The sequence below is a fragment of the Enterococcus sp. AZ128 genome, from assembly GCF_051714485.1.
Lineage (GTDB): Bacteria > Bacillota > Bacilli > Lactobacillales > Enterococcaceae > Enterococcus_A.
Genome location: NZ_JBIORZ010000001.1, coordinates 1 through 19,076, shown reverse-complemented (window position 1 = coordinate 19,076; position 19,076 = coordinate 1). Strand labels below are relative to the sequence as shown.

The 19,076-nt window shown below is 39.5% G+C and carries 22 protein-coding genes; 3 read left to right on the top strand and 19 right to left on the bottom strand.

Annotation, left to right across the window (positions count from 1 at the left end; translation table 11 throughout):
• Positions 1–2 precede the first annotated feature (2 nt).
• From fucO to crcB, 11 genes are all read right to left on the bottom strand, one after another.
• Positions 3–1,157 (bottom strand): lactaldehyde reductase, encoded by a 1,155-nt coding sequence (gene fucO, locus IGI38_RS00110; protein WP_438725460.1) that lies wholly within the window; start codon positions 1,155–1,157, stop codon positions 3–5.
• 116 nt (positions 1,158–1,273) lie between these two features.
• Positions 1,274–1,840, bottom strand: coding sequence for a hypothetical protein (locus tag IGI38_RS00105; RefSeq protein WP_438725459.1), 567 nt, complete (start codon positions 1,838–1,840; stop codon positions 1,274–1,276).
• Positions 1,841–1,977: 137 nt separating this feature from the next.
• Positions 1,978–4,044, bottom strand: a complete 2,067-nt coding sequence (locus tag IGI38_RS00100) for a BglG family transcription antiterminator (protein ID WP_438725458.1) — start codon at positions 4,042–4,044, stop codon at positions 1,978–1,980.
• A 28-nt stretch (positions 4,045–4,072) separates the two neighbouring features.
• Positions 4,073–5,119: a 2-hydroxyacid dehydrogenase gene (locus IGI38_RS00095; protein WP_438725457.1), complete on the bottom strand. Its 1,047-nt coding sequence runs from the start codon at positions 5,117–5,119 to the stop codon at positions 4,073–4,075.
• Positions 5,120–6,547: a PTS galactitol transporter subunit IIC gene (locus IGI38_RS00090; RefSeq protein ID WP_438725456.1), complete on the bottom strand. Its 1,428-nt coding sequence runs from the start codon at positions 6,545–6,547 to the stop codon at positions 5,120–5,122.
• A 16-nt stretch (positions 6,548–6,563) separates the two neighbouring features.
• On the bottom strand, positions 6,564–6,866 hold the full coding sequence (locus IGI38_RS00085) for a PTS sugar transporter subunit IIB (protein WP_438725455.1): 303 nt from the start codon (positions 6,864–6,866) through the stop codon (positions 6,564–6,566).
• 41 nt (positions 6,867–6,907) lie between these two features.
• On the bottom strand, positions 6,908–7,855 hold the full coding sequence (locus IGI38_RS00080; RefSeq protein WP_438725454.1) for an IS30 family transposase: 948 nt from the start codon (positions 7,853–7,855) through the stop codon (positions 6,908–6,910).
• A gap of 100 nt (positions 7,856–7,955) precedes the next feature.
• On the bottom strand, positions 7,956–8,798 hold the full coding sequence (gene rhaD, locus IGI38_RS00075; RefSeq protein ID WP_438725453.1) for a rhamnulose-1-phosphate aldolase: 843 nt from the start codon (positions 8,796–8,798) through the stop codon (positions 7,956–7,958).
• 3 nt (positions 8,799–8,801) lie between these two features.
• The gene (locus tag IGI38_RS00070; protein WP_438725452.1) at positions 8,802–9,284 is read right to left on the bottom strand and encodes a PTS sugar transporter subunit IIA; all 483 of its coding nucleotides are present in this window, start codon (positions 9,282–9,284) and stop codon (positions 8,802–8,804) included.
• Positions 9,285–9,542: 258 nt separating this feature from the next.
• The gene (locus IGI38_RS00065) at positions 9,543–9,896 is read right to left on the bottom strand and encodes a fluoride efflux transporter FluC (RefSeq protein WP_438725451.1); all 354 of its coding nucleotides are present in this window, start codon (positions 9,894–9,896) and stop codon (positions 9,543–9,545) included.
• A complete protein-coding gene (crcB, locus tag IGI38_RS00060) occupies positions 9,893–10,273 on the bottom strand; it encodes a fluoride efflux transporter CrcB (protein WP_438725450.1) in 381 nt (126 codons plus the stop codon). The genes IGI38_RS00065 and crcB overlap by 4 nt, the downstream gene beginning before the upstream one ends.
• Positions 10,274–10,410: 137 nt before the next feature.
• Between crcB and IGI38_RS00055 the strand changes: the two genes are divergently transcribed.
• A complete protein-coding gene (locus IGI38_RS00055; protein WP_438725449.1) occupies positions 10,411–11,082 on the top strand; it encodes an HAD family hydrolase in 672 nt (223 codons plus the stop codon).
• A 182-nt stretch (positions 11,083–11,264) separates the two neighbouring features.
• On the opposite strand, the gene IGI38_RS00050 is transcribed toward IGI38_RS00055, so the two are convergent.
• From IGI38_RS00050 to IGI38_RS00035, 4 genes are read right to left on the bottom strand one after another with little or no spacing between them, the layout of a single operon-like run.
• A complete protein-coding gene (locus IGI38_RS00050; protein WP_438725448.1) occupies positions 11,265–11,810 on the bottom strand; it encodes a cysteine hydrolase family protein in 546 nt (181 codons plus the stop codon).
• A 39-nt stretch (positions 11,811–11,849) separates the two neighbouring features.
• Complete coding sequence (locus IGI38_RS00045; protein ID WP_438725447.1) at positions 11,850–12,542, bottom strand: 5'-methylthioadenosine/adenosylhomocysteine nucleosidase; 693 nt, start codon at positions 12,540–12,542, stop codon at positions 11,850–11,852.
• A gap of 50 nt (positions 12,543–12,592) precedes the next feature.
• Positions 12,593–12,877 (bottom strand): cell wall synthase accessory phosphoprotein MacP, encoded by a 285-nt coding sequence (gene macP / locus IGI38_RS00040; protein WP_438725446.1) that lies wholly within the window; start codon positions 12,875–12,877, stop codon positions 12,593–12,595.
• A gap of 52 nt (positions 12,878–12,929) precedes the next feature.
• On the bottom strand, positions 12,930–13,514 hold the full coding sequence (locus IGI38_RS00035; RefSeq protein ID WP_438725445.1) for an NUDIX hydrolase: 585 nt from the start codon (positions 13,512–13,514) through the stop codon (positions 12,930–12,932).
• Between the two features lie 329 nt (positions 13,515–13,843).
• On the opposite strand from IGI38_RS00035, the gene IGI38_RS00030 reads away from it, so the two are divergent.
• Together IGI38_RS00030 and IGI38_RS00025 are read left to right on the top strand one after the other, a co-directional pair.
• Positions 13,844–14,497: a 5-bromo-4-chloroindolyl phosphate hydrolysis family protein gene (locus IGI38_RS00030; RefSeq protein WP_438725444.1), complete on the top strand. Its 654-nt coding sequence runs from the start codon at positions 13,844–13,846 to the stop codon at positions 14,495–14,497.
• A 151-nt stretch (positions 14,498–14,648) separates the two neighbouring features.
• Positions 14,649–15,839, top strand: a complete 1,191-nt coding sequence (locus IGI38_RS00025) for a toxic anion resistance protein (RefSeq protein WP_438725443.1) — start codon at positions 14,649–14,651, stop codon at positions 15,837–15,839.
• A 35-nt stretch (positions 15,840–15,874) separates the two neighbouring features.
• Here the strand turns inward: IGI38_RS00025 and IGI38_RS00020 are convergent, their stop codons facing one another.
• The 4 genes from IGI38_RS00020 to IGI38_RS00005 all read right to left on the bottom strand — a co-directional run bounded on the left by IGI38_RS00020 (position 15,875) and on the right by IGI38_RS00005 (position 18,941).
• Positions 15,875–16,738: a GRP family sugar transporter gene (locus tag IGI38_RS00020; RefSeq protein ID WP_438725442.1), complete on the bottom strand. Its 864-nt coding sequence runs from the start codon at positions 16,736–16,738 to the stop codon at positions 15,875–15,877.
• Positions 16,739–16,813: 75 nt separating this feature from the next.
• The gene (gene sapS, locus IGI38_RS00015; RefSeq protein WP_438725441.1) at positions 16,814–17,836 is read right to left on the bottom strand and encodes a two-component system sensor histidine kinase SapS; all 1,023 of its coding nucleotides are present in this window, start codon (positions 17,834–17,836) and stop codon (positions 16,814–16,816) included.
• A gap of 9 nt (positions 17,837–17,845) precedes the next feature.
• Entirely contained in the window at positions 17,846–18,517 is a 672-nt protein-coding gene (gene sapR, locus IGI38_RS00010) for a two-component system response regulator SapR (RefSeq protein ID WP_438725440.1), read from the bottom strand.
• Between the two features lie 70 nt (positions 18,518–18,587).
• On the bottom strand, positions 18,588–18,941 hold the full coding sequence (locus tag IGI38_RS00005; protein WP_438725439.1) for an iron-sulfur cluster biosynthesis family protein: 354 nt from the start codon (positions 18,939–18,941) through the stop codon (positions 18,588–18,590).
• Positions 18,942–19,076 lie beyond the last annotated feature (135 nt).

The window sequence follows — 19,076 nt, the reverse complement described above, 5'->3', positions numbered from 1 at the left end:
TCCTATAGCATTGATTTATATAGCGCAATGATTTCTTCAACTGTAGCATCGCGAGGATTCCCTGGCGAACAAACATCGCGAAAGGCATCGTCAGCAACTTTTGGAACATCGTCTTCCTTCATTCCTAGCTCTGCCAGACTTTGCGGAATCCCTACATCGATTCCAAGCTGCTTCACTGCTTGGACAGCCGCATCACGAACTTCTGCTAATGGCATATCTGCCGCACCCTTTACTCCCATGGCAACAGCAATATCACGATATTTCTCTCCTGTATCCGCTTTATTAAAGTCCATAATCAATGGCAGCAGCGTTGCGCAAGCTACTCCGTGAGGCGTATCATACCACGCAGATAATGGATGCGCCATTCCATGAACTAAGCCTAACCCGACATTTGAGAATCCCATACCGGCAATATATTGACCTAGCGCCATTTTCTCTCGAGCTTCCTGGTTTCCTGCTACAGAATCCCGCAATGCATGACTGATGATCTCAATCGCTCTGATGTGGAGCATATCGGTCATTTCCCAAGCCCCTTTTGTAATGTACCCTTCAATCGCATGCGTTAAGGCATCCATACCGGTTGAAGCACACAAGCCTGTCGGCATCCCCATCATCATATCACTGTCAACAAATGCAACGACTGGGATATCATGAGGATCGACACAAACAAATTTCCGCAGATTTGCTTTATCTGTAATTACATAATTGATGGTTACCTCAGCAGCAGTTCCAGAAGTGGTCGGTACTGCTAAAATCGGTAATGCGGGTTTTTTAGTATCCGCTGGACCTTCCAAACTGATCACATCCGAAAATTCAGGATTTGTCGTAATGATTCCGATCGCTTTTGCTGTATCGATGGGAGAGCCGCCGCCGATTGCTACAATATAGTCTGCTTCTGCTGCTTTACAAGCTTTGACACCAGCTTGCACATCTTCTATCGAAGGGTTCGGTACAATACCGTCAAAGATCTCATAACTCAACTCTGCCTCATCTAAAATCGCGGTGACTTTCGTAGCGACTTCAAATTTCAATAAGCCCTTGTCCGTAACCACTAATGCCTTTTTGAACCCGCGTTTCTTCGCTTCATTTGCTACTTCTTGGATCGCGCCCTTACCAAAATAAGACGTTTCGTTCAAAATCATTCGATTGACTACCATAGTTTTATCTCCTTTATTGTGTTCTATTTCACAACTGATTATCCCACATCTAGAAAACGTTTTCTATAACTTCTAATTGCAAATATTTGCTGCAAAATAATAAAATGTTGATCGTTTTAGCGATAATGCATTTCGTATTGACGAATAAATTCGTTGGCTTCGCTTTTCTTTTTGAAGAATATTTGCTCTTTTTTAACTTCCGTTTGCAGGTTGATGCAAAAATGCTGATTGATTCGTTCTAGTTGTAATCCTTTTATTTTTCCTACAGGCATTAAAAGAAACTGCCCATCGGTTAAGTCAAATAGCAAAAAATGTTGTGTTCCGACGATCTGACCTTTATTCACAACAAATTTCCGCTGCTTTTTGATTTCTTGGATCAACCTTTTATCTAATTGTTCCACATCAGAAAATTTTTGAATATCAAAATAATCCTTCAAATCATGCATGACTTGATTCTCGCTCAAGCTGTTCTTTTTCTTCTTAAGAAAGAAAAAGCCGACGAAAACGATCGCATAAAGTCCGAGAATCATTTGGATATCTTTGATTTGTAGATTTTTCTCGATCAGCCAGCCATTGATGAGGTACATCAATAAAATCATGAAGGCTCCTTTAAGAAAAAAGTTCAATTGATTGAGTGTCTTATCTAAGGTTACTTTACGTAACAGAATTCCTTGATTTCCCATTTTCTTCTCCTTATTCCTATTAATGTACTCATTTTTCAAAAAACGAGAAATGAGTTCGACTCTCAAACTTTTTAAGGGTTCGATCTTTTTTCTGCCTCACTAGCTAAATGAGCTGCAAAAAAATTGGAGTCATATCCTTATTGTTTATTCGCTTCTAATTGGAAATAATTCCGTATGTCCTTTTCATAATTCGCACCTTTCATCGCTGAAATAAAACTAGGGGTTTTAGCCAGCTCATAGAGATGAGTCACTGCCTTGATGTGACTCTTTTTATCCTTTGGTGCGATCACAACAATCAAGCTGATTGAAATATTTTCCGCAAAAGCAATTGGCTGATCCAATTTCAAAAAGGACATTCCGACCCGATAAACACCATCTTCTGGTCCCGCATGAGGGATCGCTAAATCAGGCGAGATCACTGAATAAGGGTATTCTGGGTCATAATGTTCAACCACTGTTTCGATATATTTTGGAGAGACATAGCCTTCATTGATTAACGGTTTTCCCGCAATCCGGATCGCTTCTTCGACAGACTGGACACTTGAATAAATTTGAATATGAGAAAGGGGCAATAAATCCTTTAAATCAGGGTTCTGATTTTGAGAGCTCAAGCCTTCATTAATTTCTGTCGCTAGTAAATAGTCTTGCATCTCTCGTATTAATTGCTCTTCATTGCTGATCTGTGCGTTCTTTTTAATAATTGACAGTAAATTTTGAACCACTTCCTGATTTTTAGACAGTCCAAACGTTTCATCGAAATCAATTCGTTTCCGTACATCGCTGATCAGATGCATCTTGTCTTCATCTGTTAAAAAATGCGGAATCAGAAAAACTTCCTTTTTGGTATTCACTGGAACCGTTGAGAAAACAACATCTCCTGTGTTGCTGCCTTCTTCATAGAATTCTCTTAACGACATGTTGCGCGTGAACTCAATCGTTGTAAACAACTGCTTTAATTCTCCCAATAACAGCTTTGAAACAGATACTCCGTGTTGGCACACCACTACCGCTCGAATTTTTCGTCGTTTTTGTTTTTCTAGTTCTTCATTGATAAAGCTCAAAAGAATGACGGACAGGTAGATCAATTCACCTTCTGGAAAAATAATTTTTAAATACTCTTCAATGATTCCAATTGATTGATGGACCAACGGATGGATAAAATCATAGTTCTCGACATTATCTAAAAAAAGCAGTTCATTATCCGGCAGACCAAATTTTATTCGATAATAGGCTGGAATGATATGCTGATAGATTGCCTCCTCCAACTGACTCTTGTTTTTGATATCCGTAATTCCTAAAATCTCAAAACTATTGATAAAAGATTGAATCCGCTGCATCAATTCCTGATCCTTATAATTCGAACGTATTTTGATCAAATTGGTACTTAATAATTGGATCGAAATAAAGTGAATTTCAATCAAATAATTTGGACCTTTGAAAAAGGGCTTTAAGGCGTGGCAAACTTTTGAGTAAAAATCCTTTTCCACCATTTGAACATAGTTGCCTAAAACACCCGCTGACAACTCATTTCCTTGTCCAAATCGTACGGAGCACATGTAACTGGTCAAATAGAGATCGACCAATTTGAACTCGGTGAATTCTAACCCTAATTCATATTCTAATGCATGGATACGTTCCTTAATCTCTGTTAATGTTTGACTTTTAATTCCGATCATCGCTAAATAGTGTTCAAGATTACTTTTGGATTTCTCAACCTCACGAATGAACTTGATTCCTAGTCGCCGAATCTCCATTTCATTTCCCACAAAATGAAAACCTCTTTTTCTGGAAAACTGAAGGTCGATGTTCACTGGTTTTAAGCAGCTCTCGCTTAACTTGCGTTTGTCGCTTAGAATGGTATTTTTACTGACAAAAAGTTTTTCAGCTAACGTTTGCAGTGTCTCGCCTTGATGAAGCAGAATAATCAGATAGAGATAGCATTCGCGCTCTCTATCTGATAAATGGATCGATGGCGAAACTTTCGTCAAATGGCTCTTAATCGCTGTATCCTGACCCTCCAAGAGAAAAAAAGACCCGTTTTTCTTGATTTTTCCTAAGCTAAAATCAGTTAATTCTTGATTAACCTTCTTGATGCGGTAATCTAACTGACCTTTAGTCAAATTGAACTTTTTCTCCAACGAAAGTGAGGTATGACTGCCTTTTAAAAGAAACAATTCCAACAATTGAATCGCCGTAACATCCATTTTTATTCCTCCTCGTTCTGGCTATTCTCTAAATACGAACGAGCATGTCACTCATTCCTCGTTCAAAATAATCATTCAAAACATCCCGTAACAAATATGGCGAACGTGGAATCGCATCAATCGTATCTCCAGCGATATGAGATGTAATAATTAAATTATCTAACGCTAATAGCGGATCATCTGAGCGGATTGGTTCTTCCCAAACAACATCCGTTGCAGCGCCAGCGATCATGTTCATTTGTAAAGCCTCCACAAAATCCGCTTTATCCACGATATCTGGTCGGGCAGTATTCACTAAATAAGCAGAAGGCTTCATTAACGAAAGCAGATCAGCATTGATCATATTCTTGGTCTCTGGTGTTACACGTACATGGAGGGAAACGATATCTGCCGTTTTAAATAGTTCTTCTAATCCGACAAAGGTTATTTTCAATCCTTCTTCTCGAATTTTTTCTTGGTTTACAAAAGGATCATAGGCCATGACCTCGACCCCTAAACTATTCAACCGCTTCACTACTAATTTTCCGATATACCCCAACCCTACCAAGCCAACTTTTAGATTAGTCAATGTCGTTTTATAGGGATCGTTAGCAAATTTTTTTGGCCATTTTGCTTCCTTTACCTGTTGATAGGAAAAAGCGATGTTTCTGGTCAACGCGTAAAACAAGCCTAGAGTAAAATCAGCGACTGGTTCCGCATTGCGAATAACGTGGATCAATGGAATCTGTCTTTTTTTCAATTCTTTTACTGCAACATGTTCAACCCCGCCACGACAAGTCCCCACTAATTTCAAGTGAGGTGCTGCCTCAATCATTGCTTTTGACACCGGAGCAATATGAACAAGCAAATACTCCGCATCTTCCAAGTCTTTCAAGATACCTTCTGGAATCTCAACCGCTTCTGGTCCTTTTTGTTCGATCCGTTTGATTTTTTCCTGAAACTGTTCCTTATTTAAATCAGCATACCAATGATACTTTACTACCTCTATCGGTTCTTCAATAGTCAGTTCCAACGCAGCTTCAGCTAAAGTCTCCGCAGAAACTAAACCATCTCCAACAACAACAATTTTTGTCATTTAAGCAGCCGCTCCTTCCTTGGACACTATGCCGGCTTCTTCCTCAAGCCTCGCCATATTCTCTAAATAAGCATGAATCGATTCTTTTTTCACCCGAACAAATGCATAAAGAACAATATAGACAACAACAGATAATCCAATCCAAAGCGGATTTTGTGTCATAAATATCAAGAACAAGATTCCCATAATATGATTCGTCATGACCGCAAAGCTGCAAATCATCATTGCCCCTTCCGGTAAGTTCACGCCGACATCAACAGCTACTTGTGTGAAGATTGGTGCTACTGCGGTAATAATATAGAGACCGCCGGCACACCAAAGCGCTCCGCTGATCAATGATTTGAAGATATTTCCGTTTGAAATACAGATTACCAATTCAATCATGTAAGGGATTGCAATTAAATCCACCATTGGCAGGGTCTGATTCCCTGGTAAGAAAATAGCCAATAATAAAACGATCGGAATCAGCAACATTCCTGTTAATAAAGTTGCAGTCTCACCATAACCAGCCGCATCATTGATGGCCAAATACCAAACACGGTCCTTACCGCCTGAAGTTTTCGCAGTATTTTTTGACGCGTCTGTGATTGCCGTAAATGCTGACGCAAAAATCCCGGCAATTTTAGGAAAGATCGCCATGATCGCTGAAGTTGAGATACCGATGACCATGATCTCTCCCCAACCAGTCAATGAACTCAAACGCATGAAGTTCCCCGCAAAGCCTAATGCCAAGCCTAAAATGAAACCCAATGAAGTTGGTTCGCCTAAAAAGCCCAATTTGTCCTGCAAGGTTTCTGGATTCCAACGAACCTTATTCGCTCCTAACCTGGTCAAGAGCCAATCCATCGCCATTGCCAACGGTACAGAACAAATATGGTGAGGTGCGCTCATTGTACAGCGAGGATACCCATAATATACAGACCAGCGTTTAGCGACGATTTCAGTAAAGACTAAACAATAAAGATTAGAAAGTACCATCAAACCGATTGAAAGCCAAAGATTTTTAGTGGAGATATAAAGCATTGATCCCCACAGCATAAAGGAGTAATTATTCCATAGATCGGACGGCATAAAAATATCTGTAAACTTGATAACAAATAAAATTGCTTGCAGTGCTAAACCTAACGCTAAGAAAATCATCCCTACTTGAGTCGAATAGGCCACGACACTCGTTGCTTGCCATCCAGTATCAAGAATCCGCAAATTAACACCTGTTTCTTCCACCATTCGATTGATCGCAGGTGTAACGATTGGTGTATAAGCACCAATGATCATATTGAATCCAGTCAATCCGATCCCTGCATTCAAGGCGGCATTAAACGCCTTTTTCGGTTTTACTTTCATCAGCAAAGCAATAAAGAAGATAATTACCGGTACCACGATCGCTGCGCCAAAGGCATCCATAATCTTCGATAAAACATCTAACATATCATTTCTCCTCTCTTTAGTTTACTAAGTTTTTAGAAGTCTCAAGCAGTTCTTCAAAGAATTCATCTTCTCCCATACCAGACAATAAACCTACCGCATTGATTGTTGGTAAATCATACTTTCCTTTCAGTGGACTAGTGTGGACAATCAAATCCCAAGAGCCGCTGGACAGCTGATCTTCTACCCCTCCAGGATTCACTTCAACAGTTTTTGCTTTAATCCCATGTTCCTCTAAAAAATCTCTCACCTTGCCAGCTACCATTGAGCTTGTTACTGTCCCAGAACCGCACACTGAAATCACATTTAATCGTTTAACCATTTAACCCATCCTCCTAATAACTTTTTCTATTTGCTGAATTGTCAAATTAATTGCAACATTTCTTCTTGAAAGACTTCCCAACAATTTTTCCAGTTCAATGTTTTTTTAGGACGCATATTTATCTTGCGTAATGCTTCCTGTTTCTCCGTAGGGGGTACCTTTGAAAAATCAGTTCCCTTAGGGAAGAATTCTCTAAATAAACCATTCCCATTTTCGTTAGATCCGCGTTGCCATGGGGAGTATGGATCACAAAAATACATAGGTACGTCTAAATCTTTCTCAATTTCTTTCCAGCAAGAAAACTCTTTCCCACGGTCGACCGTAAAGCTTAAAAATGCCTTGTGACTCCCTAGGTCTTGCACAAAAGCTTTAATCGCTTGTGCCATTGACTTCGCGGTACGATCCCTCATTGAGATCGCCCAATAAAAGCGTGTTTTCCGTTCAATAAACGTTGCTTCGCAGGCTTTACTTTCCCCTCTGCTAGAAACAACTGTGTCCAACTCCCAATGTCCAAATTCTTCTCGAGTTGACACAGAAGCTGGGCGTTCATCAATGGTATGCCCTACAGTCATTTTGCCTCGTGCCTCTTCTTGTTTTTCTTGTCTTCTGCCTTTATGTCTCAGACACTGTTTAGACACATTAAGAATACCGGCATAGAGCCAATTGTAAATGGTTTTGAATGAAACTATTTGACGATCATTCGCAATTTGTTCAGGGGACCAGCTGTCTTCAAGATCACATTCAATCTGATAAGCGAATTCAGAAGTCCATTTGGACTTCGCACCACAGGCACTGCGCTTCATTTCCGCATCTAATTGCGCATTGTCGGCATTATAGATCAAATCTTCGGGTACTCGTTTCAACTCACGATCAATCGTTGTTCGGCTAACACCAATTCTGTCCGCTATTTCTTGAATACTCTTGGCATCATAAATCATCGTCTCTATACATTTTCGATTATCTCGTGTAAGCTTTTTGTGTGAACCCATCAAAATCACTCCTAGTAGTTTGTTATCCTAAACTCATTTTACTAGAAATTTTTGATGGGTTCTTTGTTGCGATTAATATTACAATTCAGCATTTTATTGATTACTTTACCGTACTTCGTTCTTCTAAAATACCTGCCTTAGGGACAACACCGAACTGATCAGCTAAATCCCATAATTGATCACTTGTGATTTTTTGCTTGAATCCGCCAGGTACTTGAATCACGCGCATATAAATATCCGCCGCTTTTTCAACTGTTTCAACTAGTCCAAATGCGTCATCCATCGATTGACCCGCGCCCATAATGCCGTGATGCGGCCAAATCACTACCCGTGAATCATGCATTTTTTCAGCAGATGCCAAGCCCAATTTAACGGTTCCTGCCACCATCCAGGGCAGAACTGAAACACCATCTGGGAAAACAACTAAACATTCCGTGATCATTTCCCATAACGAACGCGTAAATTTCTTTTCATCCAAATCATGAATGAATGTCATCGCCGAGATCGCGATTGAATGGCAATGTAAAATCACCCGATGATCTGGATCATGTGCTAGCCGTACAGCATGACATTTTAGATGTGAAGCGAGTTCACTAGTTGGAACGCCCCCGTCTTCCAATCCCCATAACACATTGAAACTTTTTCCATCATCCGAAACTTTAACGATCGCCAGGTTTTTTGCCGGGTTTTTGCAGATATTTTTGAAATAACTGCCTGAAGCAGAGACAAGGAAAATTTTGCCTGCTAGTTCTTTGACTTCAAAATCCAGCTCCTTTTCTTTGACCACATGATCTAAATCGAGATACAGACGAACTTCGGCCTCATCTAACATGTAGCTGATATTTCCACCGTTGCGTTCATCCCAGCCGTTGCGCCATAAATTCTTGGTCACTTCACACATTTCTTGAATAAAAGGGGCTTCATAAATATCATGGATTCTCATTTCTCACTTCTCACTTTCTGATTTAAAAAATTGGGTTACCGTTGTCAAAATTTCCGTTTCACTAAACTCTTTTTCCAAACGCTCCATCATCTCTTCAGCCATAAACATCGCCATCAAATTTTGTAATAACTGCAATTGATCTTCGCCTTTATCAAACCCAAGAAAAAAGGCATACTTGGCAGCCACAAACTCATCTGTTGTTCCCATTTGTCCAAATGTTACTGGCTCAGCCAATTTGATAATATAGATAAAAGGCTTTTTAATATGGCTTGGATCGGTGTGGGGAATCGCTACAGCAAAAGATGGGGTCTGCAACCCAGTTGGATATTCCCGTTCTCTTTCTTTTAAAGCCTCTTGATAGGTTGTTTCAATAAATCCCAGGTCTGCTAATTTCTTGGCAGCATAATCAACTAACGCGTCCGATGCACCATTGCCCTTATACACATCAACCAATTCTGGGTAAAACATCTTATCAGTAATGATCATCCGCTATCCTCCTTTCCTAATTACATCGTAAGTTTAGCATCCACAAAATCTTTTAGTATGCGCTTTCATCACAAAAAAAACTTATGCTTAAAAAAAAACTGTGACGTTCTTATTTAACAACTTGAATATTTTTTAAGAAAAGTAAAATAGTTCCTATAAGAAAGGCTTTATCAATCATTCAAGTCCCTTTATGCGGGTCTGTTGAATACTTACCGAGAAAACAAAAAAAGAGCCGCAAGATTTCTGCAACTCATTTTTTTAAAGTTTTGACCCGATCACGATACCAATGAAACTTAACAACAGTCCTATCCCATAGGATCCGAATAAATAGCGATAAAACATCGGTCGATCATTTTTCCATAAAACAAATAATTCAAAATTATAGGTAGAAAATGTCGTATAGCCGCCCATGATCCCCGTTCCTAAAAAGAGATAAACCGGATCAGATAAATGTAGACCAAAGAAGATTCCCAGCAAAAAACTTCCAGTCAAGTTAATGAAAAAAGTTGCTCTCGGCAAACGCTTGGTCTGCGGTTCAAAATAATTGTTCAATGTAAATCGCAGCATCGCACCAATTGCCGCCCCGCTACCAACTAATAATGTCTCGATCATTCTTCTCCTACCCTTCTGTGGTAGATCGCCTCACCAAGCACAGTCATAGCCAAACCACCAACAAAAGACAACAGTAAGTAAAGAAAAGCCAAACCTATTTGACCTGCCTGTATTAGTTTCATCGTGTCTAAAGCAAAAGACGAGAACGTCGTCAACGCTCCGCAGAATCCTACCCCCAGCCCTAAAACTAAACGAGCAGAAATATCGATGTCATTTAGAATATGTTTTACAATCCAGCTAAAGATCAAGCACCCTAACAAATTGACTAACAATGTTCCTAGAGGAAAGCCGCCTACTGCGGGAATCCAGACACCTAACCAATAACGTGCTGTTCCCCCGACAAAAGCAAAGAGTGCGATGACTAAGTAATCCAGCATGCTTATCATCTCCATTATTTCATTCTTTCTCACTATAAAACGATTGATTTGAAGTTGCAAATATTACTATCTTTTTCATCAACTATTTTCAAAACATGCTAAACTAAGACTATCTTGGGAAAAAGGCAGGTTTATGTATGAAAGGTATTATTTTTGACTTTAACGGGACGATGTTTATGGATTCTGATCTTCATGAGGCCGCTTGGCTGTACTTGATCCAAAAATATGCGAATAAAGCAATGACCGAAGAAGATATTCTGAAAAATCTTCACGGGAAAACCAACGATGTGATCTTACGCAATTTTATTTCACAGGAACTAAGTGATGAAGAAGTACAGAAATTATCTGATGAAAAGGAAGCTTATTATCGTGATTCTGTCTTAGCCAGTACGGACCACAACGAATTTACAGACGGTTTGCGAGAAGTATTAGACTATTTGAAAAAAGAAAAAATCCCGATGACGATCGCCTCAGCATCACCTAGGATCAATATGGATTTCTATTTTGATTATCTAAACTTAGGGGAATGGTTCGACTATGAAAAAATGGTTTGCCACATAGGCAGTTTTCCTGGCAAGCCTGCACCAGATATTTTTTTGATCGCCGCAGAAAAAATCGATGTTGAACCTAACAAGTGCATAGTGATCGAGGACTCTTATTCTGGCTTACAGGCAGCACATAATGCCCAGATCGGCACGATTATCGCAATCGATCCAGAAGCAAAAAATCGTGCAGTTTTCGAAGCAGAAGGGCTGGCTCCAGATGGCGTCATCGAAGATTTCACAACCTTTATTTCAGACTACTTATAATAAAAGTTGTGACAACAGTGGTCAGCTTCAAGAAATTTCGACTTATTTCCAAATGCTAGTTCTGCTTAGTGAAACTTAGCAGTAACTGCATGCCTAGCTTGCGGAGAAGAAGCTGCTTCGGGAGCGACGTTTATTCGGAAAAAAAAGGAGATGTGACAAGAATTTTGTCACATCTCCTTTGCTTAAACAATTTTTGCCCCTAAGGTGTTCTTGAAATGGTTCAATGCCCAAGTATGTCCTGTGGCATCAAAACTAGCTACAGCGTGTTCTGGTATGACTAATTGATACCCCAAGTTATAGGCATCTACCGCTGTATGCAAGACGCAAATATCTGTACACACACCTGTCAAAAAAAGCTCAGTAATACCGCGTTCTCGTAAACGAATGTCCAGATCGGTTCCGCTGAAGGCTGAATAATGCCGCTTATCGATCCAATAGACATTTTTTTCTGTTCGGTTTGCTTGATAAAAATCAGCTAACGAACCATATAAATCACGTCCACTAGTCCCGATCACATTATGGGGCGGGAAAAGGTCTTTTTCAGGATGAAACAGATCACTTGGATCATGTCCATCAATCGCAAAGACGATAAAATCTCCCTGTTGAAAATATTCTTTTGTCACTGCGACCAGTTCTTGCTCGATCGCCTGCCCAGCCTCACCAGTCGTCAGCTTTCCATCCGTTGCAACAAAATCATTGGTGTAATCAATCGAAAGTAATGCCCGCATCACAAGTTCCCCCTCTGACAAAATCTACTTCTTTTATTTTTATTTCAAATGGTTCACAAACTCCATAACAAGCTGCGCAGACAAGGTGCCTGTCCGGTTCACAAATTCTTCGTGGGTTTCGGTCGCTTCGTTGTCAGCCGTATCGCTGATTGCGCGTACGATCAAAAACGGAATCCCAAATTGCGCCGCGGTGTGTCCGATCGCAGCACCTTCCATTTCAACAGCTAAAGCATCAGGAAAAGCGGATTTGATTTCACTGATTTTTGCTGGACTGCTGACAAAGGTATCGCCGGAAACGACTAAACCAACATGTGCGGCCTGATTCAATTTTTTGCTGGCTTCTATCATTTCGCCTTTTAAATAAGTAGAACCTTCATAATAAAGCGGCATTCCCGGTACTTGTCCAATTTTATAACCAAACGTCGTTGCATCAACATCAAAATAAGCGACTTTATCCGCAATCACTAAATCACCGATGGCCAATCCTTCTCCGATTCCGCCAGCAGTCCCAGTATTGATGACCATGTTGACTTTATATTGCTGGATCAAAACAGAAGTGGTGATTGAAGCCAAGACTTTACCGATTCCCGATTGTACGACGATGACTTCATGATTTCCTAACCCGCCTGAAATAAACAATGCCCCTGATTGTTCCCAAGATAAAGGATGATCTAAGCTTTCTCTTAATGCTTTTACTTCTGGTTCCATTGCACCAATAATACCGATTTTCATAAATGATTCCCCTATTTCTTATTAATATATTTTTTCGTCTGTTTTCCAGACTAGATAAAGAATACTGCTAACATTACCACAATCAAAAGTAGTAAAACAAAAATAATTGCTTTATTTAAAAAACTGCTACGTTCTTTTTGCTTCACTCGTTCACTGCTACGAGACTTAGTAACAGGTTTGTTTTTTTTCAACTCTTTGCGGTAGACTGTGCTGATTTCTTTTTCTCTTTTTTCATAGGCCTGTTCAGCGGCTTTACGTTGCTCTTCCGCCAAACGTTCCTGCTCTTCTTTTCGTTTCCTCAATTCGCTGCGCGTCACCAAGGGTGATTGGCTCATGCGTGATCCTCTCCTTAACTATTTTTCGTACTACTTCTAACGAAAAATTTGCTTAATTCTTATGCTGATTGCTACTATTTTTTAATTGCAGCAATTCCCAATAATTAACCGCAAAGATCGTCTTAGCATCACAAATCAAGCCATCTTGAATCGCTTGCTTCGCTTCATCCATAGTCAATTCGTAAAGCTCTAAGACCTCATCCTCATCTTGTGGTCGCGGATTCTCAACCTTGACCAAATCAGTTGCGGCGTAAATATATAATTTTTCATTTGAAAACCCTGGTGATAAATACATTTCATTTATGTACGTTAATTCTTCAGTACTGTATCCGGTCTCTTCTTCTAATTCCCGCAGCGCTGTTCTTTCCGGATGCTGACCTTCACCAGGATCGATTTTCCCAGCAGGAATCTCCATTACAACTTTTTCTAAAGGCTTACGGAATTGTTTAACCATGATCATTTTATTTTCTTTCGTTATAGGAATGATCCCTACACCGCCATGATGGAAAACCAATTCGCGTTTTGCAGTGCCTCCCATCGGCAAAGCCACGTCATCCAAATAAACATCAATAATCTTTCCCTTAAATAATTCTTTCCGTTCTATCGTCTTTTCTTCAAAATCTTTAAATTCTAACATTGAGACACCTTTCTTTCTCCTATTAAAGAATTCATTTTTTATTCTACAAAAAACTACGCCCAATTTTCCCTGTACATTCTAGCTAACTAAAAAGTTATTACTGGTAGTAAATTTTAGCAAGCTGTGAAAAGTTGGCTGGCAAATAGCTCTACCTAGATGGTTCTGCCCTATTGTATCACAGAAAATTCTTATGTTTTTTCTAAATCTGAAAAATCCATCTTTAGTCCGATACTATTTCTATAGATATTCATGCTATGATGAGCGTGTAAAGAAATCAAGCAATTTGAATGAATAATGTGAAGGGTTATTACTAGACTAGGAGGATTATTATGCGAAGGAAAATATTCCCTATCATCATCGCAGCAATCGGCATTCTCTCCTTTTTCGAAGGGGATTTCGGCGACTATATCGTCTTTTTAATGTTGGTCGTTGGTTTTTGGCTGATCTATCGTGGATTTAAAGGAAGAAAAATTCGTCCACAAAAAGAGGAATTACCATTTCTGACCAAAGAAAAAGAGGCTTATTATAGAAAATTGGATATGAGTGAACGTGAGATCGAGTTGTTCCGTGAAACAATGAATCTTTCGAAACAACAAGTTTTGCGTCTACAGCAGAATATCCAAAAAAATGCCAAGCTGAAAGCGATCGATTTGCGTCACGATACGCTGAAAGCTGCTAAAGCTTTGTTTAAAGAATTGGTAAAAGATCCAAAACGTTTACCAGAAGCTAGTCAATTTCTTTATACGCACTTGCCGAACATCGTCGATTTGACTGATAATTATGTTGAAATCAACGGACATGAGGTCAAGTCAAAAGAAGTTTATGGTAAACTAGAAGAAAGCGCACAGATCATTGATCAAATGGCAGATTTAATCGTGAAAGACTATCAACAATTCGTCGCTGAAGATTTAGAAGACATGGATGTTGAAATTTCGATTGCGAAAAAAAATCTAGACCACGATCCTGATTTGTCCACAAAATAAAAACAAAAATAGCTAAAAAGAAAAGCTTAATGGACTCGCCCAGCTTTTGAACAATAAGATTAAAATTTGTCGAGAAAGCTAGTTCATTGAGCTAAACATCAACAAAAAAATCTAGCTTAAGCTAGATTTTTTTCGAACAGGAGGACACACAGTGGAACCAGAAAATAAACCAGCAACCAAACCGGTCGACAGTACTTTAGACGATCTACTTAGCAACCCTTTTGGAACCGATTCATTAACACCGGTTCAACAACAAGAAATTTCCCACCTGCAGTCGCAAGAACAAGCGGACCGCTTAGTGGATAAATTACCTGAAGAACGCCAAGCACAAGCGCGTGAGCTTGCCAAGAAAATCGATGTCAACGATTCTCAAGCTGTCATCAGTTACGGATCAACAGCCCAAACAAAATTAAGTGAATTTTCACAATCAATGTTGAGCACCGTATCGTCGCAGGACATTGGTCCTATCGGTGATTCGTTGAACCAGTTGATGTACCGCTTAAATGAAGCTAATCCTGACGAATTACGTGTCGGCGAAGGCAACATTTTCCAAAAAATGTTTGGTAAAGTAAAACAATCGATTTACGAGATTACTACAAAATACCAAAAAATCGGTGCTCAAATCGATAAGATCGCAACAAAATTAAACGTCGAAAAAGACGGTTTATTACGCGATAATCAGATGTTAGAAACACTTTATAATAAGAATAAGGATTACTTTGATGCTCTAAATATCTATATTGCCGCAGCTGAATTGAAGATCGAAGAAATGAAGCTTACTACCATTCCTGCCGCAACAGAAAAGGCTCAAGCCTCTGGTGATCAAATGGACGTTCAGGTCGTTAACGACTATACGCAATTCTTAGATCGTTTAGACAAACGAACCTATGATTTAAAATTGGCGCGTCAAATTACGATCCAGCAAGCACCACAGATTCGCCTGATCCAAAATACAAATCAAGCGTTAGCAGAAAAGATCCAAGCTTCCATCAATACGGCGATTCCTTTATGGAAAAACCAAGTTGCGATCGCTTTGACCTTATTACGCCAAAAAGATGCTGCTACAGCGCAACGTCAAGTATCTGAAACAACCAACGACCTATTGAAGAAAAATTCAGAAATGTTGAAGATTTCAACGATCGAAACGGCCAAAGAAAACGAACGTGGTATCGTCGATCTAGATACATTGCAACAAACGCAAAATGATCTAGTAGAAACGTTGGAAGAAACGTTACGTATCCAAAAAGAAGGTCGCGAACGGCGCCATGTAGCCGAGATCGAGATCGGACATATGGAAAACGACTTAAAACAAAAATTAATGGAATTGAATTCCGAACAGTAATAAATAAAAAAAGCACGCCTCAAGGCGCGCTTTTTTTATGCTTTCATATAACCTAACACGACACCACCGACAATAATCAATAGACAGCCGATAATGACATAGTACATTTCTTTTTTTGTTTTGCGTTCGCCCAAAAGGAAAATACCACCTAGGGTCGAAATAATGATCCCCATTTGTGATAAGGAGAAACCAATCGCCAACCCGATGTTTTGAACACTCAACAGCATGCAAATATTTCCAATTCCCCATAATAGACCAGAAGCCATATTGCGCCAAACATAGCGATCAACCTTAGTCTTCCGAAAGGCAAAGAATCCAGCTCCGACTAGCATACCGACACTTTGCGGCAAAATAATAGCCAATGGGTCAAGTCCTGCCCATGTAATAATGATCGTATAAACGCCATAGCCTAAAGTTGAAAAAATCAATGCACGAAAGCCTTTGCCGAAGTTAAGCATACCATTATCTGTTTGAACACCGCTCTCGTCATCTTTTCGTGCCGTTAAATACGCACCTAAAACTAGCAATGCTAATGCGATAAAACCGAAAATAAAATCTTTTGTTTTTGTCCACTCATGAAAGAATACTGCACCGGCGACGGTATTCAAAATTAATTGAAAACCGGTTGAGATCGGCAATCCGACCGAAACTCCCATAAATTTCATCCCGTGAAACTGTCCGTTCTGACCAATTGACCAAAAGAAACCTGACAAGAAACCAATGAACACTATCCAACTACTCATTGCTGGCTGAACGATAATATAGGTCACGATTGCAAAAACAAACGCACCCATCGTCATTCCCAAGGTTTGTTGGTTAGCGTCACCGCCTAATTTTCCACTCACCAAAGCAATGCTTCCCCATGCTACCATCGGTATTAGGGCAATCAAAATACTCATAAACTTACTCCCTTCAATTCACAACTGGAATAGTTTAGCGAAAAAAAGGAAATTTAGCAATCGAAAACAGAAAATTTAACGTTCTTCATGATAATAATCTAATCGAGGGAAAAATAAAGTCATCGTTGTTCCTTCGTTCATTGTCGATTTTGCGGTGATCGCGACGCCTAGTTTTTCTGCGAGCCTTTTAGCTAAATACAAACCTAGTCCTGTCGAATGCTGCTGAGCCTTTCGACCATTTTCGCCCGTAAAGCCCTTATCAAAAATCCTGCCCAGATCTTCTGGCGGAATACCGACTCCGTTATCCTCCAAAATCAGTGAAGTCCCTGCACTTTTTGCTTCGATGATAATAGTGATCTGACCATGATCAGGCGTATACTTGATCGCGTTACTCAATAACTGGCGGAAAATAAATTCAATCCACTTTGCATCTGTCAGAACTTTCGCGTCATTCTCAGCTAAAGTCAATTGTAGATTTTTTTGAATAAAATAGTTGGCTTGGCTGCGAATAATCGGTTGAATAATTTTTTTCAACGAATATTCTTGAATCAAATAATCATTTACAAATTCATCTGAACGAGAATAATACAGTACCTGTTCAACATATTCATCAATTTGCTGAATCTCATTTTGCAGCAAAACATACTTCTCATCAGGAATATCGAATTCAATCGAATTTAAAATCAGGTCTACTGCGGCTAACGGAACCTTTATCTCATGAATCCAAGAATCCATGTAATCTTTCTGGTCCTTTTGGCTATTCAATAGCTGCTCCAGCATCAGATGGTGCTCCCGAACCTGCTGATTCACGTACTCTTGAATCAGCAGTTCCTCACTATTCGTCGCCGACTCGATAAAATGCTGCAAATGAGAATCTTCTTGCTTAGTAAATTCCATGTACCACTTTTTTCGTCGATAATAATCAATCGTAAAAAAAAGAAAGACCAAAAATAATTGCAGAACCAATAGATAGCTCAGGTTGTCCCAAAAGTTATGCATTCCAGGTGTGAGCCAAACCATAAAAATCAGCAATAAACTTAAAACAGCCCACCCCAACAAAACAAGTAGGCGATCCTTTAAATACTTGGTAAATGTCATAGCGGCTCCTTATGGGACGATATATCCTTGTCCAACCTTCGTTTGAATGTAATCGTCAATTCCAGCTTGTTCGATCTTGCGGCGCAGGCGATTGATGTTAACGGTCAATGTATTGTCATCAACAAAGCGTTCATCATCCCATAGTGCCCGTAATAATTTATCCCGGCTTAAAATTTTCCCATGCTGCTTCATCAAAATAAACAGTAAACGGTATTCATTTTTACTGAGGTCAACGACTTCCTCTTTGATCGTCATGCTGCTGTTGTCGATATTCAAAGTGATTCCGTTATGTTCCAATTCCTCGCCGCTTTCAGCATAATTGTATGAACGACGCAGTAGTGCGTTGATCTTCGCTACTAAGATATCGACTTGGAATGGCTTAGTAATATAATCATCCGCCCCCATATTCATCGCCATGATTTGATCCATGTTCGTGTTTCGGGAAGAAATAAAAATGATCGGAACTTTGGAGACTTCACGTATTTTTTGACACCAGTAATAACCATCATAAACCGGCAAATTAATATCTAATAAAACAAGCTGCGGCGCGATCTGCTCAAACTCCTCAAATACCTTATTAAAGTCCGTTGTTTGATAAACATCAAATCTCCATTTTGTTAACTCTTCACCGATCAATTGACGAATCACCGCTTCGTCTTCAACGATCATGATTTTTGCCATTTTATTCCCCCGCTTTCTGTTTCCATCATATCAAAGAACAGAAAAAAAATGAAAGACGATCCTTTTTAAATTAATTTTTGGTAAAATCGATGAACCCTAAATTATCATCGATCATTCCGCCATCACCAGATAAACTGAATGTACTTAAACGCGAGTTAAATTTTATTTTCATTTTCTCTTGCAAATCTTCTTTCGAATACCCTTTGATCCAAAAGTCGCCAATCTCTGACGGGATTTTTTCATCGTAATCTGTTTTCGCCATCTCCGGTGAAATAATGTTAATCGAAAACTGCGTTTGCATATGGATCATGGCATGTTGCGAATACGGTCCCACTCCGTCTTCAAAGGTTAACAATAAAACATTGCCTGTTGCTAAATATGCAGAAAGTTTTTCTTTTGCAGCTTCATCAAATGTTATTTGCATACTATAATATCCAATCTGATTTCTTTTAGAGGCAACAGTCCGCACAATCTTAGTCTGGAAAATTTGGTTTCGTTTTGGCTGGACTGCAGAAAATGAATATCAGAAAAAGCCCCTTTATCTGATTCATATCATCAG

What these genes read in the sequence shown, in the direction of transcription:
- IGI38_RS00055 (WP_438725449.1), top strand. Translation starts at nt 10,411, where the DNA reads ATGAAAGGTATTATTTTTGACTTTAACGGGACGATGTTTATGGATTCT.
- IGI38_RS00070 (WP_438725452.1), bottom strand. Translation starts at nt 9,284, where the DNA reads ATGATCATTACTGATAAGATGTTTTACCCAGAATTGGTTGATGTGTAT.
- fucO (WP_438725460.1), bottom strand. Translation starts at nt 1,157, where the DNA reads ATGGTAGTCAATCGAATGATTTTGAACGAAACGTCTTATTTTGGTAAG.
- IGI38_RS00020 (WP_438725442.1), bottom strand. Translation starts at nt 16,738, where the DNA reads ATGAGTATTTTGATTGCCCTAATACCGATGGTAGCATGGGGAAGCATT.
- macP (WP_438725446.1), bottom strand. Translation starts at nt 12,877, where the DNA reads ATGAGCCAATCACCCTTGGTGACGCGCAGCGAATTGAGGAAACGAAAA.
- IGI38_RS00050 (WP_438725448.1), bottom strand. Translation starts at nt 11,810, where the DNA reads ATGCGGGCATTACTTTCGATTGATTACACCAATGATTTTGTTGCAACG.
- crcB (WP_438725450.1), bottom strand. Translation starts at nt 10,273, where the DNA reads ATGCTGGATTACTTAGTCATCGCACTCTTTGCTTTTGTCGGGGGAACA.
- IGI38_RS00095 (WP_438725457.1), bottom strand. Translation starts at nt 5,119, where the DNA reads ATGACAAAAATTGTTGTTGTTGGAGATGGTTTAGTTTCTGCGGAGACT.
- IGI38_RS00105 (WP_438725459.1), bottom strand. Translation starts at nt 1,840, where the DNA reads ATGGGAAATCAAGGAATTCTGTTACGTAAAGTAACCTTAGATAAGACA.
- IGI38_RS00080 (WP_438725454.1), bottom strand. Translation starts at nt 7,855, where the DNA reads ATGGGTTCACACAAAAAGCTTACACGAGATAATCGAAAATGTATAGAG.
- rhaD (WP_438725453.1), bottom strand. Translation starts at nt 8,798, where the DNA reads ATGAGAATCCATGATATTTATGAAGCCCCTTTTATTCAAGAAATGTGT.
- IGI38_RS00045 (WP_438725447.1), bottom strand. Translation starts at nt 12,542, where the DNA reads ATGAAAATCGGTATTATTGGTGCAATGGAACCAGAAGTAAAAGCATTA.
- sapS (WP_438725441.1), bottom strand. Translation starts at nt 17,836, where the DNA reads ATGACATTTACCAAGTATTTAAAGGATCGCCTACTTGTTTTGTTGGGG.
- IGI38_RS00065 (WP_438725451.1), bottom strand. Translation starts at nt 9,896, where the DNA reads ATGATCGAGACATTATTAGTTGGTAGCGGGGCGGCAATTGGTGCGATG.
- IGI38_RS00085 (WP_438725455.1), bottom strand. Translation starts at nt 6,866, where the DNA reads ATGGTTAAACGATTAAATGTGATTTCAGTGTGCGGTTCTGGGACAGTA.
- IGI38_RS00090 (WP_438725456.1), bottom strand. Translation starts at nt 6,547, where the DNA reads ATGTTAGATGTTTTATCGAAGATTATGGATGCCTTTGGCGCAGCGATC.
- IGI38_RS00035 (WP_438725445.1), bottom strand. Translation starts at nt 13,514, where the DNA reads ATGTTAGAATTTAAAGATTTTGAAGAAAAGACGATAGAACGGAAAGAA.
- IGI38_RS00100 (WP_438725458.1), bottom strand. Translation starts at nt 4,044, where the DNA reads ATGGATGTTACGGCGATTCAATTGTTGGAATTGTTTCTTTTAAAAGGC.
- sapR (WP_438725440.1), bottom strand. Translation starts at nt 18,517, where the DNA reads ATGGCAAAAATCATGATCGTTGAAGACGAAGCGGTGATTCGTCAATTG.
- IGI38_RS00030 (WP_438725444.1), top strand. Translation starts at nt 13,844, where the DNA reads ATGCGAAGGAAAATATTCCCTATCATCATCGCAGCAATCGGCATTCTC.
- IGI38_RS00005 (WP_438725439.1), bottom strand. Translation starts at nt 18,941, where the DNA reads ATGCAAATAACATTTGATGAAGCTGCAAAAGAAAAACTTTCTGCATAT.